At 69.0% G+C, this 21,511-nt stretch carries 23 protein-coding genes; 9 read left to right on the top strand and 14 right to left on the bottom strand.

Annotation, left to right across the window (positions count from 1 at the left end):
- Nucleotides 1-257: hypothetical protein (locus tag TFC3_RS01960; protein ID WP_236717939.1), on the top strand; the 257-nt coding region annotated here is incomplete at its 5' end.
- Nucleotides 258-953: 696 nt separating this feature from the next.
- On the opposite strand, the gene TFC3_RS01955 is transcribed toward TFC3_RS01960, so the two are convergent.
- The 7 genes from TFC3_RS01955 to pdxH all read right to left on the bottom strand — a co-directional run bounded on the left by TFC3_RS01955 (nt 954) and on the right by pdxH (nt 6,867).
- Nucleotides 954-1,685: a DUF4230 domain-containing protein gene (locus TFC3_RS01955; protein WP_067494752.1), complete on the bottom strand. Its 732-nt coding sequence runs from the start codon at nt 1,683-1,685 to the stop codon at nt 954-956.
- 67 nt (nt 1,686-1,752) lie between these two features.
- Nucleotides 1,753-2,922, bottom strand: a complete 1,170-nt coding sequence (locus TFC3_RS01950; protein ID WP_067494749.1) for an acyl-CoA dehydrogenase family protein — start codon at nt 2,920-2,922, stop codon at nt 1,753-1,755.
- Between the two features lie 18 nt (nt 2,923-2,940).
- On the bottom strand, nt 2,941-3,237 hold the full coding sequence (locus TFC3_RS01945; RefSeq protein WP_015618600.1) for a type II toxin-antitoxin system VapB family antitoxin: 297 nt from the start codon (nt 3,235-3,237) through the stop codon (nt 2,941-2,943).
- A gap of 45 nt (nt 3,238-3,282) precedes the next feature.
- Nucleotides 3,283-3,900 (bottom strand): nitroreductase family protein, encoded by a 618-nt coding sequence (locus tag TFC3_RS01940; RefSeq protein ID WP_067494746.1) that lies wholly within the window; start codon nt 3,898-3,900, stop codon nt 3,283-3,285.
- Nucleotides 3,901-3,904: 4 nt separating this feature from the next.
- Nucleotides 3,905-4,828, bottom strand: a complete 924-nt coding sequence (locus tag TFC3_RS01935) for an aldose 1-epimerase family protein (RefSeq protein ID WP_067494742.1) — start codon at nt 4,826-4,828, stop codon at nt 3,905-3,907.
- A gap of 90 nt (nt 4,829-4,918) precedes the next feature.
- Nucleotides 4,919-6,241 carry an MFS transporter gene (locus TFC3_RS01930; protein WP_082771813.1) on the bottom strand — a complete coding sequence of 441 codons (1,323 nt, stop codon included), beginning with the start codon at nt 6,239-6,241 and terminating at the stop codon, nt 4,919-4,921.
- Nucleotides 6,238-6,867: a pyridoxamine 5'-phosphate oxidase gene (gene pdxH, locus TFC3_RS01925; protein WP_067494739.1), complete on the bottom strand. Its 630-nt coding sequence runs from the start codon at nt 6,865-6,867 to the stop codon at nt 6,238-6,240. The genes TFC3_RS01930 and pdxH overlap by 4 nt, the downstream gene beginning before the upstream one ends.
- Nucleotides 6,868-7,067: 200 nt before the next feature.
- Between pdxH and TFC3_RS01920 the strand changes: the two genes are divergently transcribed.
- The 5 genes from TFC3_RS01920 (at nt 7,068) to TFC3_RS01900 (ending at nt 12,174) form a co-directional block, all read left to right on the top strand.
- Complete coding sequence (locus tag TFC3_RS01920; protein WP_067494736.1) at nt 7,068-8,174, top strand: citrate synthase 2; 1,107 nt, start codon at nt 7,068-7,070, stop codon at nt 8,172-8,174.
- 33 nt (nt 8,175-8,207) lie between these two features.
- Complete coding sequence (serC, locus tag TFC3_RS01915; protein ID WP_067494733.1) at nt 8,208-9,329, top strand: phosphoserine transaminase; 1,122 nt, start codon at nt 8,208-8,210, stop codon at nt 9,327-9,329.
- 56 nt (nt 9,330-9,385) lie between these two features.
- Entirely contained in the window at nt 9,386-10,663 is a 1,278-nt protein-coding gene (locus TFC3_RS01910) for a histidinol-phosphate transaminase (protein WP_067494730.1), read from the top strand.
- A 153-nt stretch (nt 10,664-10,816) separates the two neighbouring features.
- Nucleotides 10,817-11,914, top strand: coding sequence for a septation protein SepH (gene sepH, locus TFC3_RS01905; protein ID WP_067494727.1), 1,098 nt, complete (start codon nt 10,817-10,819; stop codon nt 11,912-11,914).
- Nucleotides 11,915-11,970: 56 nt separating this feature from the next.
- The gene (locus TFC3_RS01900; protein ID WP_067494725.1) at nt 11,971-12,174 is read left to right on the top strand and encodes a hypothetical protein; all 204 of its coding nucleotides are present in this window, start codon (nt 11,971-11,973) and stop codon (nt 12,172-12,174) included.
- Here TFC3_RS01900 and thpR read toward each other — a convergent pair.
- The 3 genes from thpR to TFC3_RS01885 all read right to left on the bottom strand — a co-directional run bounded on the left by thpR (nt 12,161) and on the right by TFC3_RS01885 (nt 14,356).
- Nucleotides 12,161-12,637, bottom strand: a complete 477-nt coding sequence (thpR, locus tag TFC3_RS01895; RefSeq protein WP_067494722.1) for an RNA 2',3'-cyclic phosphodiesterase — start codon at nt 12,635-12,637, stop codon at nt 12,161-12,163. The genes TFC3_RS01900 and thpR overlap by 14 nt on opposite strands.
- 10 nt (nt 12,638-12,647) lie before the next feature.
- Nucleotides 12,648-13,097 carry a hypothetical protein gene (locus tag TFC3_RS01890; protein ID WP_067494719.1) on the bottom strand — a complete coding sequence of 150 codons (450 nt, stop codon included), beginning with the start codon at nt 13,095-13,097 and terminating at the stop codon, nt 12,648-12,650.
- Between the two features lie 86 nt (nt 13,098-13,183).
- Nucleotides 13,184-14,356, bottom strand: a complete 1,173-nt coding sequence (locus tag TFC3_RS01885) for an MFS transporter (RefSeq protein ID WP_067505748.1) — start codon at nt 14,354-14,356, stop codon at nt 13,184-13,186.
- Nucleotides 14,357-14,379: 23 nt separating this feature from the next.
- On the opposite strand from TFC3_RS01885, the gene TFC3_RS01880 reads away from it, so the two are divergent.
- Entirely contained in the window at nt 14,380-15,042 is a 663-nt protein-coding gene (locus tag TFC3_RS01880) for a FadR/GntR family transcriptional regulator (RefSeq protein WP_067494716.1), read from the top strand.
- Here the strand turns inward: TFC3_RS01880 and TFC3_RS01875 are convergent.
- The 3 genes from TFC3_RS01875 to TFC3_RS01865 all read right to left on the bottom strand — a co-directional run bounded on the left by TFC3_RS01875 (nt 15,019) and on the right by TFC3_RS01865 (nt 18,377).
- Complete coding sequence (locus tag TFC3_RS01875; protein WP_082771812.1) at nt 15,019-16,323, bottom strand: MFS transporter; 1,305 nt, start codon at nt 16,321-16,323, stop codon at nt 15,019-15,021. The two genes, TFC3_RS01880 and TFC3_RS01875, sit on opposite strands and share 24 nt — an antisense overlap.
- A 76-nt stretch (nt 16,324-16,399) precedes the next feature.
- The gene (locus tag TFC3_RS01870) at nt 16,400-16,843 is read right to left on the bottom strand and encodes a MarR family transcriptional regulator (protein ID WP_067494713.1); all 444 of its coding nucleotides are present in this window, start codon (nt 16,841-16,843) and stop codon (nt 16,400-16,402) included.
- A gap of 79 nt (nt 16,844-16,922) precedes the next feature.
- Nucleotides 16,923-18,377: an NCS2 family permease gene (locus TFC3_RS01865; protein WP_067494710.1), complete on the bottom strand. Its 1,455-nt coding sequence runs from the start codon at nt 18,375-18,377 to the stop codon at nt 16,923-16,925.
- Nucleotides 18,378-18,658: 281 nt separating this feature from the next.
- Here TFC3_RS01865 and TFC3_RS01860 point away from each other — a divergent pair, with 281 nt between their 5' ends.
- A complete protein-coding gene (locus tag TFC3_RS01860) occupies nt 18,659-18,871 on the top strand; it encodes a DUF2530 domain-containing protein (protein ID WP_067494707.1) in 213 nt (70 codons plus the stop codon).
- Nucleotides 18,872-18,997: 126 nt separating this feature from the next.
- Here TFC3_RS01860 and TFC3_RS01855 read toward each other — a convergent pair whose 3' ends face one another.
- Nucleotides 18,998-19,822 (bottom strand): DUF3027 domain-containing protein, encoded by an 825-nt coding sequence (locus tag TFC3_RS01855; protein ID WP_236717938.1) that lies wholly within the window; start codon nt 19,820-19,822, stop codon nt 18,998-19,000.
- Between the two features lie 104 nt (nt 19,823-19,926).
- On the opposite strand from TFC3_RS01855, the gene TFC3_RS01850 reads away from it, so the two are divergent.
- On the top strand, nt 19,927-21,511 hold a 1,585-nt coding region (locus TFC3_RS01850; RefSeq protein WP_236717937.1), incomplete at its 3' end, for an MFS transporter.

Genomic DNA, 21,511 nt, shown 5'->3' with positions numbered 1-21,511 from the left:
CGTTTGTGGGGGTGGGTGTGGGGGCGGTTTGCTCACGGATGGTCGTACCCCGGGCGGGGTATTCGCTCGTCCTGGCCCTGGTGGTGGTGATTGCGGTGCCGTTGACGCCGGGTCTGCCGCCGGTGAACCCGATGCTGCGGCTGATGTCGGCGGGGGAGGCGTCCGTCGGGCAGCTGTCGGTGTACTTGGCGGTTGCGGTGCTGATGCTCGGCGCGGCGGTCACCGCGACGCACCACATTGCCGTACGCCGCGACTAGCCGCTTCTGCCTTTGCGCTTGGTACCTTCTGCGTCCAGCACCTTTATGCGGAAAACTCGGGCGCCCAGGGTCCAGGCCCGGCGCAAATCCTCGGGGTCAGGACTACCGTCGCTGTCCAGCCGGATCTTGTTGAACTTGGCGACTGGTTGTTCAGCCTCGAAATGACCGCATAATCGCGGACCACGCCCGCTTCATCTGCGACAACCTCAACCTCGGCGGTGGTAAGTCGCCCCTTGTACCGAACCGTTAACGGCTCCCCGGAGCGCACATTCTTGCCCCACTTGAACGGCGTCCCAATCAGAATGACCCCATCATGGCGGGTATACGCGACGGGCAGGGTGTACCTCTTCCCCGACTTCCGCCCTACGACATATAACACAATGAGCCACTTACCGACAGCTTGGGAAACCACCGGAACTCGCAGCAGGGCCCGCGCAAACATGTTGGCTGCGCCCTGAAGCGCCATGGGCCGCGGTACGTCGTTGGCCGCCATACCCGCTCCCTTGGGTGGGCTTGTGGGTTCGGTTCCTGACGCTATACCTGGCGTTGCACTTTGGACAGTCGCTGACCGCACCGCCCGCCCGCAGCCTCAATCAGCCCGCCGCCTCACCGCCCGGCCGCGCGACCGCCCCCTCGTCATCCGCCCAGCAGCATCCCGTCCCAGCCCCCCACAGCTCCAAGGACCAGCCCGCAGCTCTAAGGATTGGTAAACGTAACCGTCACAGTCGTGTACCCGAGCCGAGCGAACAAGCTCTGCAACATCTTCTCCGTGTTCTGCCGCGCCCGCTGGTCCAATCCACTGCTGGTAGCCGCTTCGGTGATGCGTTGCTGGGCGAGCTGGTACACGCGCTGCTGCTGGTTCGGGTCGGACTTGAAGGCGTCGCCGAGGCGGTTGAGCAGGCCTCGCTCCTCGGCCACCACGTAGCTCTTGTTCATGTCGAGGGCTGCCTGGCCCTGCTCCGGGGCCGGTAGCTTGATGGTGATGGTCTTGTTGCCCTCGTCGACGCTCAGGGCGTCGGTGGACAGCTTGCTGAAGTCGACGTATTCCTCGACGGTGCCGGAGCCGACGAACAGCGTCCGCTCGTTGAGCAGGAAGTCGGGCACGTTCTCCTTGTTCTGCTGCAGGTCAACGATCACCTGGAAGGTGCCGTCGGCGGCCACGTAGCGGCTCAGGTCACGCATGGACTGCAGCAGCACCGGCTGGCTGCGGTCGGTGGTCTTGTCAGAGAACGGGTTGTCGAAGCTGGGCAGCACGTTGAGCGCCCGCAGTCCCAGACACATGGCCACGATCAGCGCGAACACCACGCCGAAGAAGATCAGCACCCGGGCAAAACCGCCCACGCGACTGGGAGGTGGGGTGGTGGGCTCCTCCACGGCCGGATACTCGCTTGTTGGTTCGCTGACCGCCGGCGCTTGCGGCTCCGCCATCCGGACCCACCCCCTTCTGCGTTATACCTGCTGTATACCCACCGTAGAGACCGGCTGCGACATTTTTTCAGCCGGAGAATGCGTTCAAGCCGGTCAACTTCTGTCCGATCACCAGCTGGTGCACCTCGGACGTGCCCTCGTAGGTCAGCACGCTCTCCAGGTTGTTCGCATGCCTGAGCACTGGATATTCACCGCTGATCCCGTTGGCACCCAGAATCGTGCGGCACTGGCGAGCGATCTTGAGGGCCTCGCGGACGTTGTTGAGTTTGCCGATGCTCACCTGTTCGGGGCGCAGTTCCGCGGTGTCCCGGCGCCGGCCCAGGTGCAGGGCGAGCAGGTAGCCCTTCTGCAGCTCGACGGCCATGTCGGCGAGTTTGGCCTGGGTGAGCTGGAAGCCGGCGATCGGCCTGCCGAACTGTTCCCGGCTCAGCGCGTACGAGATGGCGGTTTCCAAGCAGTCCCGAGCCGCTCCCAACGCCCCCCAGATGATGCCGAATCGGGCTTCGGTGAGACAGGACAGTGGAGCCCGCAAACCCCGGGCGGCCGGCAGCCGGGCGGAGACCGGGACGCGCACGTCATCGAGGGTGATCTCGCCGGTGGCCGACGCGCGCAGGGAGAGCTTGTTCTTGACCTCGCGCACCGAGAATCCGCTGGTCGAGGTGGGCACGGCGAACCCGGCCACACCCTCGTCGGCGCGCGCCCAGATCACGGCTACCTCGGCGACCGGCGCGTTGGTGATCCACATCTTGCCGCCGTTGAGGATCCAGTCGGAGCCGGAGAGGCGAGCCCGGGTGGACATGTTCGCGGGGTCCGAGCCGTGATCAGGTTCGGTCAGGCCGAAGCAGCCGATCAATTCGCCGGCCGCCATGCCGGGCAGCCATTGCTGCTTCTGCTCCTCGCTGCCGTACTTCCAGATGGCGTACATGGCCAGCGAGCCCTGCACGGACACCAAGGAGCGCACGCCCGAGTCGGCGGCTTCGAGTTCCAGGCACGCCAGGCCGTACTGCACGGCCGACGCTCCGGCGCAGCCATAACCGCTCAGGTGCATGCCGAGCAGGCCGAGCTTGCCAAATTCAAGAGCCAGCTCCCGTACGGGCACAGCCCCGCGTTCATACCAGTCAGCGACCCGTGGTCGTACCAAGTCAGCAACAACGCGACGCGTGACCGCCCGCACGTCGCGTTCCTCGTCGCTCAGCAGGTCGTCAACGTCGAGCAGGTCCAGCGCAGCATCGCCCATCCGCCGAAACTAACAGCGTTAGTTGTCGATGACGAGCACCCTGGCGTGGATCTGGTTCCGCTGCTGCAGCGCGGCCCGCAGCGCCCGGTGCAGCCCGTCCTCCAGGTAGAGGCCGCCGTGCCACTCCACCACGTGCGGGAACAGGTCGCCGTAGAAGGTCGAGTCCTCGGCCAGCAACTTGTCCAGGGCCAGCTCACGCTTGGTGGTGATCAGGTCGGCCAGCCGGATGGGCCGGGGCGGGATCTCGGCCCACGCCTTGAGCGTCGTGTGATGCTCGGGGTACGGCGCTCCATCCCGTACCGCTTTGAAGATCACGACGACACGCCCCCTCCGGTTCCTCGCGGCCGAGTCCCGCTCAGCCTATCCAGCCGGCGGTGTCGCGGCCCACCGGCCATGATGCACCACTTCGTCCACCGGCCGATGGCCGCGCCGCAGTGACGGTGACCTCTTATCCGGCGCTTGGTAACCCACGGTGAGCACACCAATCGGCATAAACTGCTCGGGTACCCCAAAAGCGCCGCGAAACGCCTCGATTTTGCCGGGTGGAAGGCCGAAGAACAGCGACCCGAGATCCTCGTTGACGGCGGTCAGATGCATCAGCAGCGCGGCGAACCCGGTGTCGATGTCCCAGTACGGCACCGGCCAGTGGCTCTCGGCGCGATCCGCCCAGCCCTTGTCCGGCTGCGCGTAGCGGTCGAGGTAGACCGACTTGTTGGACATCGCCACGATGATCAGCGGCGCGGTGCGCATCCGTTGCAGCCACGAGTCGGCCTCGCCGCCGGAGGACGTAACCGACCAGTACAGGTCGCGGTCCTCCGGCGTCTGCAGCACGAGGAAGCCCCAGCCCTGGGAGAAGCCGGCCGACGGGGCCCGCAGCGCGTGCTTGAGCAGCTTGTCGATGATTTCGGGAGGCACGGGCCGGTCGGGGTCGTACGTGCGGACCATCCGGCGCCGCCGCACGACCTCGTCGAATTCCATCGGCTCAGCCCTGCGAGGGGCGCACGCCCCAGGAACCCTGCCACGAGCCGCCCGGCGCAAGCACGATCAGGTCGCGGCCCGAGCGGTAGGCGTCCGGCGGGCAGGTCATCGGCTCGATGGCAAACGAGCGGCGGAACCGCTCACCCTCCAGGGTGTCGCCGGTAAAAACCTGCCACCAGTGGAACTTGTCGTCGCCCCAGACGGTGACCGACTGGCTGCCGTCGGGCGCGGCGATCGTGACCGACGAGCCGCCGCCCTCGTCGCGGATCAGGTCACCCCACGTGGTGTCGAGCACGGCGTCACCGATGCGGCGCGGCTCGGTGTAGTCGAACTCGGTGCCGTGAACCTTGACCGCGCCGATGGGCAGCAGCCGGGAGTCGGCGAGGATCCGGCTCTGCCCCGGCACCCGCATCAGGGTGTCGTCCACGGCCACGCCGGGCAGTTGCAGGTAGGGATGCACGGAGAAGCCCCACGGCGCGTTCGCGTCGCCGGTGTTGGTGACTTCCTGATCCGAGCGCAGCCCGTCGGCCGAGACCGTCCAGCGGGTGCGCAGCGTGAGGTCCCAGGGGTAGCCGACCTGGGCCGGGAGGTCGTACTCGAGGGTGACCGAGTCGGTGCGCTGCTCGGCTAGCTTCCACCGCGACCAGCTGACCAGCCCGTGCAGGGCGGTCTGGCGGGCCGGTTCGGTCAGCGCCAGCTGGTAGTTCTGCTCCTCGAAGGTATACCGGCCGTCGCGGATCCGGTTGGGCCACGGCGCCAGCACCGTGCCGGCCGAGGCCGGGGCGATCTCATCGGGCCCGAAGCCGTCCAGGACCTCGCGCCCGCCCACGGAGTAGTGCCGGAGCGTGCCGCCGACCTCCGCGAGGACGGCCCGGTGGCCCTGCGCCTCGATGGTCCACTGGGTCCCGGACTTGGCAACGACGCTCACGCCACCGCCTCGCTTCGCTCCCCGGCGCCGCGAGGCACAAGCGGAATGTGGTGGATGATGACTACGCTGCGCTCCGTCATGGGCAAGAGGTTAGCCCTTCGCCTCGGCGTCCGACGGCGGACGGTATCGAAGCAGCGCCGGGAAGGCCATCGCGAGCACGACCGCCAGGCCGGCCGCGACGAACCCGCCCCCGGCCCAGGACGCGGTGGGGCCGGTCAGGTCGGCGGTGGCCCCGGCGCGGAGATCACCGAGGCGCGGGCCGCCGGCGACCACCACGGTGAAGACGCCCTGCAGACGCCCGCGGAGCCGGTCCGGGGCGTACACCTGCAGGATCGACTGCCGGTAGACCGCGCTGACCAGGTCGGCCGCACCACCGACGGCGAGCAGCAGCACCATCAGCCACAGCGAATCGGCCAGGCCGGAGAAGCCGATCGCCACGCCCCAGGCCGCCACCGCGATCACCAGCGCGATGCCCTGGCGTTTGACCCGGCCGATCCAGCCCGAGGTGAGCCCGCCGACCACCGAGCCCAGCGCGATCGCGGCGAACAGCCAGCCAACCGCCGATCCGCCGCCGAACCGGTCCTCGGCGATCTCCGGGAACAGTGCGCGCGGCATGGCGAACACCATCGCGATGATGTCGACGCCGAAGGAGAGCAGCAGAACCGGCTGGGTGACCAGGAAGCGCAGGCCGACGGCGATGCCGCGCAGCCCGGCGGTCGGCTTGTCCTCGCCCTCGACGTGCTCGATCGGCGGGATGGCCGGCAGCCGGTAGGTGGCCCAGAAGGAGATGGTGAACAGGGCCGCGTCGACCGCGTAGGCGATGGTCACGCCGGTGTCGGTGGACCAGGCGCCCAGGATGAGCCCGGCGGCAAGCGGTCCGAGCACCCCGCCCGCGGTGGTCGTGGTGTAGTTCAGCGTGTTTGCCGACGGGACCAGGCTGGCCGGCACGATGCGCGGGATGATCGCCTGGCGGGTCGGCGAGCTGACCGCGAACCCGGCTGACTGCACCGCGGTGAGCACCAGCAACAGCACGCCGCTGTGCACGCCGAGCAAAGCCTGCACCAGCAGCCCGACGGTGGACAGCCAGGCCAAGGTCGAGCTGGCCAGCAGCAGCTTGCGCCGGTCGACCACATCGGCCGCCGCGCCACCCCACAGGCCGAAGATCAGCAGCGGTACGAGACCCGCGATGCCCAGCAACCCGACCCAGGCCGACGAATGGGTGATCGCATACATCTCGACCGGCACCGCGACCGAGGTGAACTGGAAGCCGAAGAACGAGACACCGTTGCCGAGCCACATCCGCCGGTAGGCGACCTCGCGCAGCGGCCGGAGGTCGATCACCCAACTCCTGCGCTCTTCCCTGACGGTCTGCTCGGTGGCCTGCTCGGCGGCCTCCACCGGTTCCTGGCTCACGGGGCAAGCCGTTCCACGATCCAACTTCCTTCATCGGTACGGCGAAAGCGCAGCCGGTCATGCAGACGGCTGGTCCGTCCCTGCCAGAACTCGACAGTCTCCGGGATCACGCGAAGCCCACCCCAGTGCGGCGGTGGGGGCACCTCACCGCCGGCGCCGAAACGCTCGACCACCGCATCCAGCCCGGCATCCAGCGTGGCCCGGTCGGGCAGCACCTGGCTCTGCGGGCTGGCCCAGGCGCCGAGCTGCGACCCGCGCGGCCGGGAGGCGAAATACTCCTCGGTCTCGGCCCGCTCGACCTTCTCCACAGTGCCGCCGACCAGCACCTGCCGCTGCATCGGATGCCACGGGAAGACGATGCTGGCTTGCGGGTTGGCCAGCGCCTCGGTGCCCTTGCGCGAGGTGTAGTTGGTGAAGAACACAAAACCGCGTTCGTCGTACGCCTTGAGCAGTACGGTCCGCGCACTGGGCCGGCCCGTGGAATCCGCCGTGGCCACGATCATCGCGTTGGGCTCGGGCAGCGCGAACTCCAGCGCGTCGGCGAACCAGCGGCCGAACTGGGCGGCCCAACCGGGCGCCAGGTCTGTTTCGAGCAGCGGCCCGCGCTCGCTGTAGTCGCGCCGCATGGCAGCGGGCGGCTGAGGTGACGATGTCACAAAACTCCTCTTTCCCCAATCGGCACAACGAACCTAGATCTGCTTCGCGCGCGCGTCACCTCGGCGAGGATAGGTGTCGCAGACAGCACATTCCCGTGGGTCGACCAACCGGTCACCGAGCGGCAAGATGAAACACCCACGGGTGACATTGCGGACTCCAGGAGGGCATTGTGTCCGATTTCAAGCCGGGCCTGGAGGGCGTGATCGCCTTCGAGACCGGGATCGCCGAGCCCGACAAGGCCGGTGGCGCGCTGCGTTACCGCGGGGTCGACATCGAGGATCTGATCGGCCAGGTGTCGTTCGGCAGCGTGTGGGCGTTGCTGGTGGACGGTCGCTTCGGCCCGGGGCTGCCGCCGGCCGAGCCGTTCCCGGTGCCGGTGCACTCCGGTGACATCCGCGTCGATGTGCAGTCGGCGGTGGCGATGCTGGCGCCGTACTGGGGGCTGTCCCAGTTGCTGGACATCGACGAGGAGCAGGTGCGCAGCGACCTGGCCCGGGTGTCGGTGACCGCGCTGTCGTTCGTCGCCCAGGCCGCCCGGGGGCTGGGGTTGCCGGCCGTGCCGCAGAAGGACATCGACAAGGCGCAGACCATCGTCGAGCGGTTCATGAAGCGCTGGCGCGGTGAGCCCGACCCTCGGCACGTCAAGGCCGTCGACGCCTACTTCATCTCGGCCGCCGAGCACGGTCTCAACGCCTCCACTTTCACCACCCGCATCGTGGCCTCCACCGGGGCCGACGCGGCGGCGTGCATCTCGTCGGGCATCGGCGCGCTGTCCGGGCCGTTGCACGGCGGTGCACCCTCGCGCGTGCTGCACATGATCGAGGCCGTCGAACGAAGTGGCGATGCCGAGGGGTACGTCAAGAGCGTGCTCGACCGCGGTGAGCGCCTGATGGGCTTCGGTCACCGGGTCTACCGGGCCGAGGACCCGCGCGCCGGGGTGCTGCGGCGCACGGCCAAGGAGCTGGGCGCGCCGCGGTTCGAGGTGGCCGCGGCGCTGGAACGGGCGGCGCTGGCCGAGCTTCAAGCCCGCAAGCCCGACCGGGTGCTCGCCACGAACGTGGAGTTCTGGTCCGCGGTGATCCTCGACTTCGCCGAGGTGCCCTCGCACATGTTCACCTCGATGTTCACCTGCGCCCGGGTGGCCGGCTGGAGCGCGCACATCCTGGAGCAGAAGAAACTCGGTCGCATCGTGCGGCCCAGTGCGCGTTATGTGGGGGCCGAGCCCCGCAAGCCGCAGGACGTCGAGGGCTGGGACGCCGTCCCGCATAATCTGTAGGCCCCCGGCCTGAGCATGTGAAAGAAGGACCTCGTGACTGACCCGATCCGCATCCCCGACGACCTCAAGCCCGTCGACGGTCGGTTCGGGTCCGGCCCCAGCAAGGTGCGGCCCGAAGGGGTGCATGCGCTGGCCGAGGTCGCCACCACCTACCTGGGCACGTCGCACCGGCAGAAGACGGTGAAGGACCAGGTGGCCCGGATGCGCCGCGGCATCGGGGAGTTCTTCGGGCTGCCCGAGGGCTACGAGGTGATCATCAGCAACGGCGGCACCAGCGCGTTCTGGGAGACCGCCACGTTCGGGCTAATCCGCGACAAGGCGCAGTTCGCGGAGTTCGGTGAGTTCGGCGCCAAGTTCGTCAAGGCGGTCACGGATGCGCCATTCCTGGCCGAGCCCACCGTGCACAAGGCCCCCGGTGGCAACGCCGCGTTCCTGAGCGCCGAGGCGGGCGTGGACGCGTACGCCAGCGTGCACAACGAGACCTCGACCGGTGTGGCCGTGCCGGTCAAGCGCGTGGCAGGCGCCGACGCGGGGGCGTTGCTGCTCACCGACGCGACCTCCGGCGGCGGCAGCCTGGACGTGGACCTGAGCGAGACCGACGTCTACTACCTCGCTCCGCAGAAGGCGTTCGGGTCGGACGGCGGGCTGTGGATCGCGCTCATGTCGCCGGCCGCGATCGAGCGGGCGTACGAGATCAAGGGGTCGGGCCGTTACATCCCGCAGTTCCTCGACCTGGTGACCGCGATCGAGCAGTCGCGGCTCGAGCAGACCTACAACACCCCGGCGCTGGCCACGGTGTTCCTGGCCGCCGAGCAGATCGACTGGATGAACGCGCAGGGCGGGCTCGCGTGGGCGGTCAAGCGCAGCGCGGAGAGCGCCGCCGCCATCTACGGCTGGGCGGATCGCTCGCCGGTGGCCTCGCCGTTCGTTGCCGACCCGGCGCTGCGCTCGAACGCGGTGGCCACGATCGACTTCACCGAGGGCGTGGATGCCGCCGCGATCGCCAAGGTGCTGCGGGCCAACGGCATCGTGGACACCGAGCCGTACCGCAAGCTGGGCCGCAACCAGCTACGCATCGCGTTGTACCCGACGGTCGACCCGGCCGACGTCGAGGCGCTCACGCGATGCATCGACTACGTCATCGATCGCCTCTGAACGATTCCCGGGTGCCGCTCGTACAGACGGGCGGCACACGGAAACCGGGAGGAACGATGGCGCGGACCGGAATCGACACCTCAATCCTGCACAAGGGGGCACACTCGGCCTCCTACTTCGACCTGGCGCGCAGCGCGGGCGAAGGAGTGGAGATCGTCGATTTCTGCATCCCGTGCAACCCGTACTTCCCCACGCCGGCGATGTTCGACGAGCTCTCCCGCGACCTGAAGAACATCCTCAAGTACTACCCGAGCGACTCGCAGAGCATCACCGCCAAGCTGGCCTCGGTGCTGGGCCTGCACCCGCAGACGGTCGCGATGGCCAACGGCTCCACCGAGCTGATCACCTGGATCGACCACCTCCTGATCAAGGAGAGCATCGCGATCCCGATCCCCACCTTCGGCCGCTGGACCGATCAGCCGCTGGAGACCGGCAAGCGGGTCGACATGTTCCCGCTGCAGGAGCGCGACGGCTTCCGGCTCAACCTGGAGGACTATGTCGCGTTCATCAGGGACCGCGGTTCACGCGTGGCGGTGGTCTGCAACGTCAACAACCCGGACGGCAACTACCTGCCGCGCCGCGACATCGTGCGGTTCATGGACGCGCTCAGCGACCTCGACCTGGTGGTCATCGACGAGTCGTTCATCGATTTCTCCGACGCCGAGCAGTATCCGTCGGCCGGTCCCGACGCGGTCATCCGGCCCAACGCGGTAGTGCTCAAGAGCCTGGGCAAGAACTTCGGCCTGCACGGCATCCGCTTCGGCTACCTGATGGCCAACCCGGCGATCGCCGCCAAAATCGGCAAGGCGCTGCCCAAGTGGAACCTGAACTCGCTGGCCGAGAAGGTCGTCTACATGATTCATGAGCATGAGCAGGAGTACGAGGACAGCCTGCGACTGCTGAGCCGCGATCGCCGCTCGATGGCCGCCGAGCTGGCCCGCGTACCCGGATTGACGGTGTTTCCTTCGCAGGGCAACTTCGTGCTGGTCAAGCTGCCGACCGAGTGGTCCGGCACCGGCCTGCGCGACTACCTGGTCGCCAACCATGGCGTCTACACCCGCGAGTGCGGCAACAAACTGGGCATGACCAGCCAGTTCATGCGTCTCGTGGTGCGCCCGGCGCGCGACGTGGACCGCCTGATCGACGGCATGATGGACTACGGCCGTCAGTTCCGCGTGCGCCCCGCCTACAAGGAGCCCACTTACCAGGAGCCGGCTTACCAGGACGCTGCCTATCAGGAGCCGGGCTATGAGGAGGATCAGCTGGACAACCTGATCCAGTATCCGTCGCACCGCGCCACCGAGTACGCCGGCCGCCGGGTTGCCAACGGCTGAGAAACACCCGAAGATCATCTCCGCAGGTCAATGAGTTAGACGGCGTGGCTTACCACCATTGGGTGACCAAGGCGCGTACCGTGTTCCGAAACGCGCCCGGGTGCTTGAGGCTCGGAGCACGGAGGCGACTGAAAGACGGGACGGAGGCAACGCATGCGGCCGGTACGCTTCGTCGCCCTCTCCGAGGACGGTCAGGCCCTGGTGCTCGCCGACGAGGTCGGGCGGCTCCTGGCGCTTCCCATCGACGACCGGATCAGCGGCGCCCTGCACCATGAGGGCGGCACCGTGGTGTCCACGGCCGCCGGCACCGCCATCGCGGTCGCCCAGGCCGAGACCATGGCTTCGCTGTCCCCCCGCGACATCCAGGCGCGCATCCGCTCCGGCGAGTCCGCCGAGGACGTGGCACGGGTCGCCGGCGTGCCCGTCGACCGCGTCCTGCGCTATGCCGGTCCGGTGCTGCAGGAGCGGGCCATGCTCGCCCAGCACGCTCGCCGCACCCGGCTGAAAACCTCCGACTCGGGCGCCCCGTTGGCCGAGGTCGTCGACGCCCGGCTGGCCCAGCACGGCGTCGACAGCGAAAAGATCTCCTGGGACGCCTTCCGGCGCGAGGACGGCACCTGGCGCATCATCGCCACCTGGCCCTCGGGCAAGGCCACCGCCCAGGCCGTGTGGAACCTCGACAAGGGCCGCCAGGTCGTCTCGCCGCACGACGACATGGCCCAATACCTGTGCGCCGAGCGCCCCACCCCGATCCTGGGTCAGGAGCCGGCCCCGGAGCGCACCCTCCACGAGCGCGGCGGCCACGGACTGCCCGGCCCGTCGCGCACCGAATCGCCCACGCGCAGCCTCGGCCGGGGCCTGCCCCAGACCGACTCGCCGCGCCCGGTCCGCGACCCGATCCGCGCCGGCCGCGACGCGCTGCTGGCCTCGCTCGACCGCCCGCTCAGCAACGACCGGCCGGGCCGCGGCCTGGAGCCGCCCGCCCCGGAGACGCCCCGGCGCCCGGTCGCCGGTGGCGCCGCCGCGCTGCTCGGTGGCGGCGGTGGTGCCGGTTCGGCCTTCGACGACGACGCCGACCTGCCCAAGGAAGTCCCCGCAGTGCCCAGCCTCGCGGTGCTGCGCCCCCGCCGCACGGTCGGCGCTCAGGGCGAACCGGAGGCCGAGGAGTCGTCGGCCAAGCCCCGCAAGCGCCTGCCCAGCTGGGACGACGTCTTGTTCGGCGGCGGCCCGGCAGCCCGCGAAAGCTCTTGATTCCCGACTGTCCTGTCGCCTTTCGCGCGGAGGCACGCACCGAGACCTCGCGATGGTTGCGCCGCCCCAAGCGGGTGCTGCACTATGACGCCCGCTGGGAGGACGGCAGGGTGGCGTACGACATCAACCTGGTCGACCTGATGTACCGGCGAGCCCCCGCCGACTACGTGGTGGTCAAGAAGGCGATGGAACAGCACTGCCCGCTCGTTGGGACCGGACCATGGGTCGGGTACCCGTGGGGCAACGTCATCGCCGACTGAAGCGTACTTCGTAGGTGCCGTCGGGCAGGCTCTGGACCAGCGCGATCTCGTCCAAGGTCCACGGCGGACCCGCATAGCCGTCCAGCGCTTCGCGAACAGCTCGATCGTGGGCGTACATGATGGTCAGGTGTGGGTGGAACGGCCGCGGATCCCCGACTTTGAACGCCGTCCGGACGTCTCGCGCCAACTCGTTCAGTTCTCCCTCGACGCCGACCCAGGTCACCCGGCCGCCGAAGCCACCCCCGCCGCGCAGGCGCAACGGCAGCCCGCGCGGCACGGTGACGGTCTCCAGCGCCTCGACGAGACCGTCCAGGACCGGCACCTCGCCGAGAAAGGCCAGCGTGATGTGCCACTTCTCGATCCGGGTCAGCCGCACCCGGCGGCCCGCCACCGCAGTGTCCAGCCGCGAGCGCAGATGCCGGCGCACTTCGTCAGGCGGGTAGACCGCTACGAACAGCCGCACCCGTATCAACTTAGAGCAGCTTGAGCCCCGCAGCCCGCAGCTCCTCCTCGATCCGCAGCCGCTCCAGGTCACGGTCCATGCCGTCCAGCGTGGCCAGCCGGTGGGTGACCCCGAGCGCCTTGCTCGCGATCAGCAACCGGTCGTCGTACGCCTGCAGCACCGCCGCCTGCCAGCGCATCGACTCGGCACACAGTCCCCGCCCCCGCTCGCGGCCCAGCCGGCGTAGGTCCGCCGCGATCTGGTCCATGCACGGTTCCGGCCACGCCGGGCGTACCCAGGGGCTTTCCGCCCCCAGATTGCGGTCGAGGCAGCGGTAGACATCAGCATCCCGCCGCGCGTGCTGGACCCACGAGCGGCGCACAGCCCGGACCTCCGGGCGCACTACGGCGGCAAGGGCGCAAGGCAGGAAAACCAGCGTCAGCAACGCCGTCGCAAGCACAACGATGTGCGTGATTGCCACGGCCTGAACCTAGGCGAACCCCAGGGGGAACGGAGAGAGCCGAACGGATGAGTTGACCTGTCAGCATTCTGCGAGATCGACGAGTATCAACCGATGCGCCGATCGCGGCCGGCGAACCAGCCGGCGATCATCTGCGGGATCATCAGCGCGGTCATCAGGGCGAGCGGCAGATGCCAGTCACCGTTGCGGTCGTAGAGCGCGCCGACGATGATCGGGCCGGGGATCGACAGCAGGTATCCGGTGCTCTGCGCGAACGCGGACAGCCGCGCAACCACCCCGGCAGAGCGCCCGCGCAATGCGATCATCGTCAGGACCAGCGGGAAAGCACAGTTGGCTACGCCCAACAGGATCGCCCACAGCCAAGGCGCGGCAGCCGGGGCAGCCCAGAGGCCGCCGTAGCCGGCCACGCCGAACAGCCCGATGACGACGGTGATCTCGCTCTGCCGGGGGAGCCGGCCGACGACGGCGGACAGGGCGAAGCTCAACGGGACGCCCAGCACCGAGGTGACCGCGAACAGCACACCGGCGGTGCCCGCGGAGATGCCGGCGTCCCGGAAGATCTGCGGAAGCCAGCCGATGACCACGTACGCGGAGGTCGACTGCAAGCCGAAGTACACCGCCAGTGACCACGCGATCGGGTTGCGGCGTAACTGCACACCGGGCTCCGGCGCCCGGGCGGGTCCACGATCGCGGTCACGGGCCAGGGCGAGCCACGGCGGGACTGCCAGCAGCGCGAGCAGCGCCCAAGCGCCCAGTCCGTACCGCCAATCGCCGCCGAAGGCACCGGTGAGCGGGACCGTGACGGCGGCGGCTGTGGAAGCGCCGAGATTGAGCGCGACCGAGTAGAAGCCGGTCATCATGGCGACCCGGTCGGGGAAGTGCTGCTTGACGATCACCGGCAGCAGCACGTTGGCCACGGCGATCCCGGCCAGAGCCAACGCGGTAAGCGCCAGGAACAGCGGCGCTCCCCCGGCCCACGGGCGCAGGACCAGGCCAAGGGTCAGCGCGACGACACCGGCGGCCACGGCTCCACCGGTCCCCCAGCGCCGGGCCAGCAGCGGCGCGAACGAGCCGATCAGCGCGAAGCAGACAGCCGGAACCGAGGTCAGGAAGCCGGCCGTTGATGCTCGCATGCCGAGGCTCTCGCGCACCTCCTCAAGAACCGGCCCGAGGCTGGTCACGGCGGGCCGCAGGTTGACCGCGACGAGCAGCAGACCAGCGACTGCCACGTATCGGGTACGGATGCTGGTCTCGACCATGAAGACCATCATAGAATCATGGGATGAATCTAGGACCGGTCCCCCGGGCGGGGACTCTCGCCGGTCAGGTGATCGTCCGCCTCCGACAGCAGATCACCTCGGGTGCCTGGCCGGTGGGTTCACGCATCCCGACCGAGCCGGAGCTGGTCGCTGAGCTGGGCGTGGCCCGCAACACGGTGCGCGAGGCGGTGCGTGCGCTCGCCCATAACGGCCTGCTGGACATCCGCCAGGGGTCGGGCACGTACGTCGCCGCCACCAGCGAACTCGCCGGAGTCATGCAGCGCCGGTTCGCAGCCGCCGACCCCGAGCACGTCCGTGAGCTGCGCAGCACCCTCGAAGTCGCCGCCGCAGGTTACGCCGCCCGGCGCCACACCGACGACGACCTGCACCGCCTCGACACCCTGTACGCCCAGCGTGAGCAGGCCTGGGCCGCCTCCGACCGCGACGGGTTCGTGGACGCCGACGCCGCATTCCACCGGGCCGTGGTCGCCGCCTCGCACAACGACGTGCTCATCGAGCTGTACGCCGACCTCGGCCAGGTCATCCGCGAGTCGCTGAGCGAGCACTTCGGCGCCACCCTGCGCCCGGAGGAGTACATGGACCACAGCCGCCTGGTCAAAGCGATCCGCGCCTGCAACCCGAGCGCAGCGACGGCGGAAGCCTCAGGCGGCAGCGTCGCTCACTGACACCGGCTCCCTCTCTGGAGCAGAGGTGTGAACCAAGGTCAACCCGCCGTGCATGCTCAGCTTGTCGCCGCTGACCCGCAGTTGCCACGCAAGCGCGACGACGCTGGCAACCAGGCAGAACAGCCCGGCGACCCAGATGCTCGACGGCACCCCGAAGTGCTCGCCCCACCAGCCGGCCAGCGACGCGCCGATCGGGGTGGTGCCCAGGAACACCAGCACGTACAGCGCCATCACCCGGCCGCGGAACTCCGAGTGCACGCCCATCTGGACGCGGTGGTTGGCGGCCTGCGCGAGGTAGATCGAAAAGAACCCGGTCGGCACGAGCAGGATCAGCGCCACGACGAAGTTCGGCGAGAAGCCCACCGCCACCTCGAAGACGCTGAACAAGATGGCGGGCACGAGCACCCGGTACGCCCCCGGGCGCGCCTTGCGACCGCTGCCGGCCAGCGCTCCCACCAGGGCGCCGACGGCCAGCGCGGTGGTTAGCAAGCCGAACGAGGACGGGCCGGCGTTGAAGTTGATCTTTGCCAGCGCGGCGAGGGTCACCGGGAAGTTGAAGCCGATCATGCCGACGGCGGCCATGAGGACGATCGGGAGCAGGAGATCCTGGCGCTTCCCGACGTACCGTAATCCGTCAATGATCTTGGTGTCTCCGGGCTTGGCCTTGCGCAGCGAGCGGTAGAGATCGGTCGCGCGCATCGAGGTGTAGGTGAAGATCGGCGCGATCGCCAGCACCGTGCTGATCAGGAAGACCGGGCCGGTGTGGAAGATCGCCAGCGCAACCCCGGCGAGGGCCGGACCACCGATGCGGGCGGTGTTGAAGGTAGCGGCCGACAGCGCGAGCGCGTTGGGCAGCAGCGGCATCTCGACCAGCTCGGAGACGAAGGCCTGGCGCACCGGGGTCTCGACGGCGTTCGCAATGCCGAACAGGCAGGCGAATAGGAAGACGTGCCAGAGCTGGACAATGCCGCTGGCCACCAGGATCGCGAAGACAATGGCGGTGACTGCGAAGACGGTGTTCGCCACGATCAGCAGCTTGCGCTTGTCGTAGCGGTCTGCGAGCTTGCCGCTGAACAGCGTGAGCAGCAGAACCGGGGTGAACTGCAGGGCGGTGACCACGCCGAGCGCACCCGGCGAGTTGCCGGAGAGGTCGAGCACCAACCAGTCCTGGGCGGTGAACATCATCCACACGCCGACCAGCTTCACCAGCTGACCGATCGAGAACAGCCGGTAGTTACGGACCTGCAGGGACCGGAATGTCGTGCTCAGCACTGCCCGCACTCGGGTGCGCCTCCTCGTCGGTCGTACGCGTCATCGTCATGTGACGGAACGACCTCGGAGCCTGGCTTGAGCGGACCTACGCCCGGGCCACCTGGTGCAGGATCGCCGCGGCACGCTCCAGCGTGTCGCGTTCCTCCTGCGTCAGCTCGGCGAGCTGCCGAGCCAGCCACTCGTTGCGCGCCTTCTCGAACTGCGCGTACACCGCCCGGCCCTCCTCGGTCGCCGCCAGGATGACCTGACGGCGATCGGTTGGATGGGGGGTACGCGCAACCAGCCCGCGTTCCTCGAGCTTGCCGACGATCTTGGTCATCGTCGGCGGCTGGACCCGTTCGACATCGGCCAGCTCCCGCGGGGTCAGCGCCCCGGCCAGCTGGAGGCTGGTCAGCGCGGAAAGCTGGCTGAACGTGAGATCCCCGATAGGGCGGGCCTGACGCACCCGCCGGCCGAGCCGGGTGATCGCTTCGCGCAGCGTAATGGCCAGTTGCTCGGCTGAAACCCGCTCCGCCACCGACCGCTCCATCACGTTACTTAGCCTAGCTAATGAGCTTGGCTAACGACATCGCATACGCCTATGAGCGTAGTCACCCGGCCCGGACGGTTCAGAGCAGACCTTCGAGGGGGCCCCGCAGGAAGTAGAGAACGAAGAGCACGGCCACGCCGTACAGCAGCGGGTGCACCTCTCGCGCCTTACCGACGGCCAGCTTGATCACCACATACGAGATGATCGCCGCTCCGATGCCGTTGGAGATCGAGTACGTGAACGGCATCAGTGTGATCGCCAGGAACGCCGGGATCCCGATCTCGTAGTCGGTCCAGTCGATCTGGCGCACCGACAGCATCATCAGGAAGCCGACCACGACCAGCGCGGTCGACGCCGCCTCGAAGGGCACCACGGTGACCAACGGCGCCAGGAACATCGCCAGCAGGAACAGAATGCCGGTGACCAGGTTGGCCACACCCGTGCGCGCGCCCTCGGCCACACCCGAGGCGCTCTCGATGAACGAGGTGTTGCTGGAGACGCTGGCCGCACCACCAGCGGCGGCGGCCACCGAGTCGACGAGCAGGATCTCCCGGGTGCGCGGCGGCATCCCGTCCGACGCGATCAGGCCACCCTCCTGACCGACCGCGACCATCGTGCCCATGGTGTCGAAGAAGTCGGTGACCAGCAGAGTGAACACGAACATCAGCACGACCAGCCAGCCCGCGCGGCCCCACGAGTCGAGCACGTTGAACTTGCCGAGCAGCGACAGGTCCGGCACGTCCACAATCTTGCCGGGCAGCGTCGGCACGTTCAGCGACCAGCCGGACGGGTTGGGCTTGCCGTCGACGAACGACGGGCCGATGTGCCCGATTGCCTCGACGATGATCGCCAGCACGGTAGTGGCCAGAATGCCGATGAGGATCGCGCCGCGCACCTTGCGCACGAACAGCACAAGCGTGAGCAGCAGCCCGAGGCAGAACACCAGCAGCGGCCAGCTCGACAACTTGCCGCCAATGCCCAGTTCAACCGGGACGGTGGTGCCCGAGGCGTCCGGGACGCGCCGCACGAAGCCGGCGTCGACCAGACCGATGATCATCAGGAACAGCCCGATGCCCACGCCGATGGCGGTCTTGAGCTGGGTGGGGACGGCCCGGAAGACGGCGGTACGCAACCCGGTCAGCACCAGCACGGCGATGATCACGCCTTCGATGAACACCAGGCCCATCGCGTCGGCCCAGGTCATCTCGGGCGCGACCTCATAGGCGACCAGCGCGTTCACGCCCAGCCCGGCGGCCAGCGCCAGCGGGAAGCGCCCCACGACGCCCATCAGGATCGTCATCAACCCGGCGACCAGTGCGGTTCCGGCGGCGAGGGCAGCGATCGGCAGCTTCGACCCGGTGGCGTCCACGCCGGCGCCAAGGATCAGCGGGTTGAGCACCACGATGTAGGCCATCGTGAAGAACGTGGCGAGCCCGCCGCGAACCTCCCGCCCGATCGTCGACCCCCGGGCAGATATTTCAAAAAATCGATCAAAACCATTCTTAGCCGTACGTACGGACGAGTCGACGGTCATCGTTCCTCTTCACGGGGGGGGTCGGTCGCACAAGTTCTACGCGCATCGAAGCAGGTTGGCGGCGCCGGTGAAAGGTCAGCAGTGTTACAACCATCACGGGTCAACACAGGCGATCTCGCGGGACGTACCCTCAGAGCGTGGCCGACCTGTCTCCCGCTAAAACCCCCGCCGCCGTGCCCGAGCCGCCCGGTTCCCCCGACCGGGCGGCGGCGACCGGCAGGTCGCATGGTTTGGACGCAGTAACGGGGAGCAAGCCGCGTCCCGAGCCGCTCGACCCGCCGATGGTCCCGTTCGCGCTGGGTGGCATTGCTGCCTTCGCCGTCGTCGGGGTGATCCTGCTGCTGGCCGGCGCCCCCGACCGCTGGTTGTGGACCTGCCTCGCCGGGGTCCTCTCGGGCATCCCGGGCCTGCTCACCATGCTCAAGCACGACGCCAACCGCCGTCACCGCCGAGCCCTGAGCCACCCCGAGTTCACCATCAACGGCCCGGCCTGAGCCCCTACCGCCTCGGCCGTGGCCAGTTCAGGCCCAGCCGGCGCCTCACCGCGCAGCACGTCGGCGCCGCCCAAACCCTCAGCCGGTCTTCGCGGCCGGGCCGGCCGGCCTTCACGACCAGGCCGGTCAGCTGTGGCCGTAGTCCTCGGCGGGCTCGCTGGCCTCGACCGAGCCGGGCGCTCGGCTGACCGCGACCGACTCGACCTCGCTGTCGTCGTAGACCGTCGGTAGTTCTTCGACCGGCTGCTCCGACGCGCCCAGCAGCGCCTCCGAGTGGGCTCCGCAGCCGTGATCGGCGCTGACCGCCTTGGCGTCGTCCGGGGCGTACAGATTGCCGCACACGCCGAACATTGCGCGCATCGTGCCGGCCAGGGGCAGGTAGAAGCCGCAGGTGCCGCAGCGGGCGTTGCGGGGGGCGGCGGTCGCGATCGGGGCTTCCGGGCCGGACTCCCCGTCGTACCACCGTTGCGCTGTTTCGATGCGGCCCTCGCGCGACATCACGCGGGAGCGGCCCAGACCCAGCTCCCACGACACGTCCTCAACCGCCGAGTCGTCGCTGAGCACATAGCCCGGCGCGAGCCGGTCGTCGTCGGGCGCTGTCGGCATGAGGTCGCCGACGCCGAGGTCGCCCGGCTGCACCCGCTCGTTCCAGGGCACCCAGCCCGGCGCGAGCAGCGAGTCGGGGCCGGGCAGCAGGACGGTCTCGCAGACGGTGACATGCCGGGAGCGCGGCACCCGGGTCACGGTCACCGCCCAGCGCCATCCCCGGTAGCCGGCGAGATGGCTCTCGAAGAAGTGCGTGACGACACGGTCGCCCTCAGCCACCACCTCGATGTGATCGCCCACATCGGCGGCATCGACCTCGGTGATGGCACCCCGGGCCACCCCGACGGCATCGGCGCAGACCTGATCGAGGCGGGCGGCACGAATTGCGGTGGTCCTGGTCGTCACCCGGTCATTGTCCCCCACCCGCCGCGCCCCCACGCAACGACTCCCCCAGATATTGGCGGCACGCCGCTCTCCCGGGACTCGACACGATGAGAAAGGATGGGCTGATGCCGCTGCTTCCCACGATCGGACGCACCGTCGGCACCGGTATCAAGACGCTGCGGATACTGGTGCGAGGCGGCATGCTGGGCACGGCCTGGGCCACCCGCCGGGTCGGTGACGCCCGGGCCAGGGGGGCCGCGAACGAGGTCGGCATGATCCGCCTCTTCGACCTGCACGCCCTGTCCTGCGCCGGCGACACCCTGATCGCAATCGGTCTGGCCGGCACGATCTTCTTCAACGTCCCGCTGGGCGAGGCAAGAAGCAAGGTCGCGCTCTACCTGCTGATCACGATGGTGCCGTTCGCCTTGCTCGCCCCCGTGGCCGGCCCACTGCTCGATCACTTCCGGCACGGCCGCCGCTACGCGCTGGCGGTCACCATGCTGGGCCGGGCCTTCCTGGCGTACGTCATCTCCGACAATCTTCTGGGCTGGGGCCTCTATCCCGCGGCCTTCGGCGTCCTGGCTCTGTCCCGCGCCTACGGCGTCGCCCGCTCGGCCGCCGTCCCGCGCCTGCTGCCCGAGGGCGTCGGGCTGTCGCAAGTAGGAGCAAGAGCAAGCGTTTACGGTACGTTCGCAGGCGCGGTTGTCGCCCCGATCGGTCTGCTGGCCTTCAAGTTCGGTCCGCAGTGGCCCCTGCGCGTCTCCTCGATCATTTTTCTGGTCGGCATGGTCATCGCCCTGCGGCTGCCGCCCCGAGCCGACTCCGATCCCCCGGAAGCCGTGCCCCGCCCGTTCCGCACCATGCTGCGCCTGCGCCGCAGCTCGGAGGACCGGCCGCTGTCCGGCCGCCTGGTCATCAACACGCTGATCGGCAGCGCCAGCTTCCGCTGTCTGTACGGGTTCCTGCTGCTCTACCTGGCCTTCGCGGTCAAGGCGGGCGGGCTGAGCACCACCTTGTTCGGCACCGACATCGGCAGCCAAGGCGCCGTGGCCGTGGTCGGTGGCGCGCTGGCCGTGGGCACCTTCCTGGCCACCGCCGTGGGCACCCGCCTGCGCATCCGCCGCCCGGCCGCCCTGCAATCAAGCGGCCTCACCTTGACCGCCGGCGTCGCCGTGCTGACCGCGATCTTCTTCACGCTGCCCATGGTGGCCCTGTTCTCGCTGGTGGCCTCCATCTTCAGCGGCATCTCCAAGCTAGCCGTGGACGCCAGCATCCAAGAACGAGTCCCCGAACGCCTGCGAGCCAGCGCCTTCGCCCACTCCGAAACCGTGCTGATGATCGCCTGGGTAATCGGCGGCGCGGTAGGCATCATCCCCCTGAACGGCCACATCGGCATCATCGTCGCCGCAGTCTTCACGGTGGCCGCAGCCGCTCGCGGAACCCTGGCAGCCACCCGCCTGCGCACCGAACGCCTCCACGGCCGCCCCGACTCAGCCCCCGAGGTCCCGACCTCCCCGGCCCCCGCGGGCGCCGCTACTTCTCCGACCGGCTTCTCGGCTTCAGCCTTCCCGACGCGGCCTGACCTGCACCCGCCCGCACCCGGTCCGCGGTCGCCCGCAGCGTCCGGTTCGCCGCTGGGCACGACACAACCAGATGTGGCGAGACCATCCCGCAGGCGCCGCCTCTTCTCACGCACCAAGACCCCAGCCG

Source organism: Actinoplanes sp. TFC3 (assembly GCF_001553785.1).
Lineage (GTDB): Bacteria > Actinomycetota > Actinomycetes > Mycobacteriales > Micromonosporaceae > Actinoplanes.
The sequence above is the reverse complement of the archived record's forward strand: the minus strand, read 5'-3'. Positions and strand labels throughout refer to the sequence as shown.

What these genes read in the sequence shown, in the direction of transcription:
- TFC3_RS01870 (WP_067494713.1), bottom strand. Translation starts at nt 16,843, where the DNA reads ATGGAGCGGTCGGTGGCGGAGCGGGTTTCAGCCGAGCAACTGGCCATT.
- TFC3_RS01950 (WP_067494749.1), bottom strand. Translation starts at nt 2,922, where the DNA reads ATGGGCGATGCTGCGCTGGACCTGCTCGACGTTGACGACCTGCTGAGC.
- sepH (WP_067494727.1), top strand. Translation starts at nt 10,817, where the DNA reads ATGCGGCCGGTACGCTTCGTCGCCCTCTCCGAGGACGGTCAGGCCCTG.
- TFC3_RS01865 (WP_067494710.1), bottom strand. Translation starts at nt 18,377, where the DNA reads ATGACCGTCGACTCGTCCGTACGTACGGCTAAGAATGGTTTTGATCGA.
- pdxH (WP_067494739.1), bottom strand. Translation starts at nt 6,867, where the DNA reads ATGCGGCGCGACTACAGCGAGCGCGGGCCGCTGCTCGAAACAGACCTG.
- TFC3_RS01910 (WP_067494730.1), top strand. Translation starts at nt 9,386, where the DNA reads ATGGCGCGGACCGGAATCGACACCTCAATCCTGCACAAGGGGGCACAC.
- TFC3_RS01880 (WP_067494716.1), top strand. Translation starts at nt 14,380, where the DNA reads ATGAATCTAGGACCGGTCCCCCGGGCGGGGACTCTCGCCGGTCAGGTG.
- TFC3_RS01860 (WP_067494707.1), top strand. Translation starts at nt 18,659, where the DNA reads ATGGTCCCGTTCGCGCTGGGTGGCATTGCTGCCTTCGCCGTCGTCGGG.
- TFC3_RS01955 (WP_067494752.1), bottom strand. Translation starts at nt 1,685, where the DNA reads ATGGCGGAGCCGCAAGCGCCGGCGGTCAGCGAACCAACAAGCGAGTAT.
- TFC3_RS01885 (WP_067505748.1), bottom strand. Translation starts at nt 14,356, where the DNA reads ATGGTCGAGACCAGCATCCGTACCCGATACGTGGCAGTCGCTGGTCTG.
- TFC3_RS01940 (WP_067494746.1), bottom strand. Translation starts at nt 3,900, where the DNA reads ATGGAATTCGACGAGGTCGTGCGGCGGCGCCGGATGGTCCGCACGTAC.